General features: G+C 71.5%; 2 protein-coding genes and 1 rRNA gene. 1 reads left to right on the forward strand and 2 read right to left on the reverse strand.

Going from position 1 to position 3,658, the window contains the following annotated elements; all coding sequences use genetic code 11:
* Together WML84_RS13730 and WML84_RS13735 are read right to left on the reverse strand one after the other, a co-directional pair.
* Positions 1-2,332: AAA family ATPase (locus WML84_RS13730; protein WP_347346700.1), on the reverse strand; the 2,332-nt coding region annotated here is incomplete at its 3' end.
* Positions 2,333-2,385: 53 nt separating this feature from the next.
* The gene (locus WML84_RS13735) at positions 2,386-2,571 is read right to left on the reverse strand and encodes a hypothetical protein (protein WP_347346701.1); all 186 of its coding nucleotides are present in this window, start codon (positions 2,569-2,571) and stop codon (positions 2,386-2,388) included.
* A 706-nt stretch (positions 2,572-3,277) separates the two neighbouring features.
* On the opposite strand from WML84_RS13735, the gene WML84_RS13740 reads away from it, so the two are divergent.
* Positions 3,278-3,658: ribosomal RNA gene (locus tag WML84_RS13740) — 16S ribosomal RNA — on the forward strand; the annotation flags it as partial.

The following is a 3,658-nucleotide window of genomic DNA, read 5'->3' on the forward strand; positions in this document are numbered from 1 at the left end:
CGAGCCGTCCGGTGTCGAGCGTCGCGTCGCCCGCGCGCTCGCGGCGCCGCGCGACGATCCGCGCCACGACCGGCGCGATCGGCAGCTCCCACGGCGGGGAGGCGAGCCGCCCGGCGCCCAGGAGCGCTCCGGCGCGCTCCCACGCGGCGTCGAGGTCGTCGGTCGCCAGGAGCACCTCGGCGACGTCGAGCGCGAGGCCCGCGGCCACCTGGTCCTCGAACGCGGCGAGCCCGTCCATCGCCGGCCGCCACCGCTCGAACAGGGCGAGCGCGCGGTGCGGGTCGCCGCGCCAGAGCGTGGAGCGGATGTGCGCGCGCCGCAGGTGCACGCCGAACACCGCGGGCGGGTTGCGGTCGAGCGAGTCGGCGATCAGCGCGTCCGCGCGATCCCAGTCGCCGAGGGCGAACAGCGGGTCGACGGTGTTGAGCGCCAGGATGGCTCCCGAGGTGCGGCCGACGCCGGTGTCCTCCGCGATGCGGATGCCGGCGAGCGCCACCTCCACCGACTCGTGGAAGCGGCCGAGCAGGTGCAGGGTGTCGGAGTAGTTCACGTGATAGCGCATGAGCGCGTCGCGGTCGTCGCCGGCCTCGGCGAGCGCGAGGGCGTAGTCGGCGAACCCCTCGTCGAACCGTCCGAAGTGCACGAGCGTGCCGGCGCGGACGTTGGCCGCGACGGAGCGGATGCGGTGGGCGGATGCCGGTGCGAGAGCGAGCGCCTCGGTGGCCGCCTCGATGGCGGCCTCCGATGCGCCGGAGACCATGTACTTGCTCGCCGTCTCGGCGAGGATGCCGGCGCGCAGCACGGGGTCCGCGTCGTCGGGCAGCATGTCGCGGGCGCGCTCGAAGAGGGTGAGCGTGTCTCCGCGCCCCTCGATGCCGACCATCTGGGCCTTGTTGCGCAGGAGCCGGGCGTACCGCTCGACGTCGTGCGGGTCGGCCTCGTCGAGGGCCAGCTCGATCGTCGCGAGGCCGCGCTGGAGCTCCCCGGCGCTGCGCCACGCGCGGGCCACCGCGTCGAGGAGCTCGACGTGGCTCATGCCGGCGGCCTCGACCGGATCGGCCACGCGCTCCCACAGCGCGAGCGCCCGCTCGCCCAGTTGCGCGGCGCTCGCGTGCGCGAACGCCGCGCGACTGATCCGCATGCCCTCGACCGAGGCGCGGAACGCCTCGTCGAGGGCATGCGCCTCCAGCCAGTGCGAGGCGATCAGCACGGCACGGGCGGCGCGACGGGCCGGGTCGCCGCTCTGCGCCGTGAGCGCCGTCGCGTAGCGCGCGTGGATGCGGGCGCTCTCGCCGGGGAGGAGCTCCTCGGCGACGGCCTCGCGCACGAGCGCGTGCCGGAAGTCGTAGCCGTGGCCCGTGACGGTCACGACGCCGGCGTCGATCGCCGCACGCAGCGCCGCGTCGCGCTCGGCGGGGGCGAGGCCGGCGACCTCCGCCAGCACGTCGTGGTCGACCTGCCCGCCGCCGGCGGCGAGCACCCGCACGAGCGCCTGCACATCCGGCGTCAGGGTCTCGTAGCGCGCGAGCAGCAGCTCGCGCAGGGTCGCGGGCACCGCCGCGTCGATGCCGCAGTCGAGCAGCTCTTCGACGAAGAACGGCACGCCCTCGCTGCGCTGGACGAGCGCGCGCGTCTGCGCGGCGGTGGGGGTCTGGCCGAGGATGTCGCGGGCCTGGGCGCGCACGTCGTCGCGGCCGAGCCGGCTCAGCAGCATGCGCGACACGCGCGGCGTGCGCTCGAGCTCGGCGAGGAACGGCCGCAGCGGGTGACCGCGCCCGACGTCGTCGCTGCGGTAGGTGAGCACGACCAGGAGCCGGCCGGAGCGCAGCATGCGCGAGAGGAACCGGAGCACGTCGAGCGTCGCACGGTCGGCCCAGTGCACGTCCTCGATCGCGACGACGATCGGTCGGTCGGCCGAGAGCCGCTCCAGCACGGTCGTGACGACCTCGTCGAGGCGCTCCACGCCCATCCGCTCGTCGCGCTCCTGGGGCGTGCGCAGCTCGACGAGCGCCCGCAGCGTCGAGACGCCGCCGGCCGCGGCCGCGAACACCGCGTCGTCGCCGAACGCCGACACGAGGTCGCGGAAGACGCCGGCGAGCGGGGCGTAGGGGAGCCCCACGTCGCCGAACTCGACGCACTGGCCGCGCGTCACGGTCGCCCCGTCGCCGATGCGCGCGAGCAGCTCGTCGAGCAGCCGCGACTTGCCGATGCCGGCCTCGCCGCCGATGACGACGAGGCGCGCGTCGCCGGCCGCGGCCTCGGCGTACGCGGCCTCCAGCTCGACGAGCTCGGCCGCGCGTCCGACCATGGCGGCGGAGCGGGTGACGTGCATGCCCCCATGGTGCCAGCCGCCTCGGACACGCGGGCCGGAGGGCGTCGCGACGCTCAGCGCGTCGCCGATGCGGGGACGGCGAGGGTGCGCCGCCGACGCCGGCGGCGCGCGGGGGATGCCGGCGCGCTCCGCTGCTCGACGATGCGCTCGGTCGCGACCCTGACCCGCTCGGCGGTGCGGACGAGCTCGCTCTCGCGTCGGAGGAGTGCGTTGGTGATGTCATAGCTCAACTGGTCCATGGCTTCAGCGTCCGCGCTGAGGTAGCGGGCCCGGATCGGGCGGGAGCCCTATCTTGCGCGGCCGGGTGCCTCAGACCCGCGGGGCTGTGTGCCTCAGACGGCGGTGGCCGGCTCCCGGATCCGGGTACCGGGAGCCGCGCGATGCAACGCCCGCAGACCGCCGAGAGCGCCGTGTTCCGCGGAATCACGCGCGACACGCCCGGGATGCGGGCGTGATTTGCGGCGTGCGTGGAACCCACGTAATGTTCTTGTTGTTCGCCCCAAAGGGAAGAGCGGAGGGCCGAGAGCCCCGCCCCCTCAAGCAGCAGAACAAACCCCCACCCGAAGAAGAACTCCTAGAGTCTTCGCGTCCTCTGGACTAGGATGGAGGTTCCCCCTCGTGGATCGCCGTCTTCGGCCGTCCCACCGAGATCGAAAGATCGCCGGCGGGTCGACTTGACAAGCGAAGCGAGAGGGATAAGATAGAGAAGTTGCCCTGCAGGGGAAGCCGAGAGGCCGACCGGCAGGAGCATCCGATCCTTGAGAACTCAACAGCGTGCACTTGTCAAATGCCAAATAACCTCGATCCAGCTTCGGCTGGATGAGATTCCTTTGGATCAAAGTCCGGCCTTCGGGTCGGCAAACGGATAAGTCAGCAATGACATCCACTTTGGTCAGATCAAACTCGCTGGTGCGACCCTATTCCGGTCGCGCTCAGCAAAATTTCTTTACGGAGAGTTTGATCCTGGCTCAGGATGAACGCTGGCGGCGTGCTTAACACATGCAAGTCGAACGGTGAAGGAGAGCTTGCTCTCCGGATCAGTGGCGAACGGGTGAGTAACACGTGAGCAATCTGCCCCTGACTCTGGGATAAGCGCTGGAAACGGCGTCTAATACCGGATACGAGCTGCGAAGGCATCTTCAGCAGCTGGAAAGAACTTCGGTCAGGGATGAGCTCGCGGCCTATCAGCTTGTTGGTGAGGTAACGGCTCACCAAGGCGTCGACGGGTAGCCGGCCTGAGAGGGTGACCGGCCACACTGGGACTGAGACACGGCCCAGACTCCTACGGGAGGCAGCAGTGGGGAATATTGCACAATGGGCGCAAGC

Origin of the sequence: Microbacterium sp., assembly GCF_039812165.1 — a bacterium.
Lineage (GTDB): Bacteria > Actinomycetota > Actinomycetes > Actinomycetales > Microbacteriaceae > Microbacterium.

What these genes read in the sequence shown, in the direction of transcription:
- WML84_RS13735 (WP_347346701.1), bottom strand. Translation starts at nt 2,571, where the DNA reads ATGGACCAGTTGAGCTATGACATCACCAACGCACTCCTCCGACGCGAG.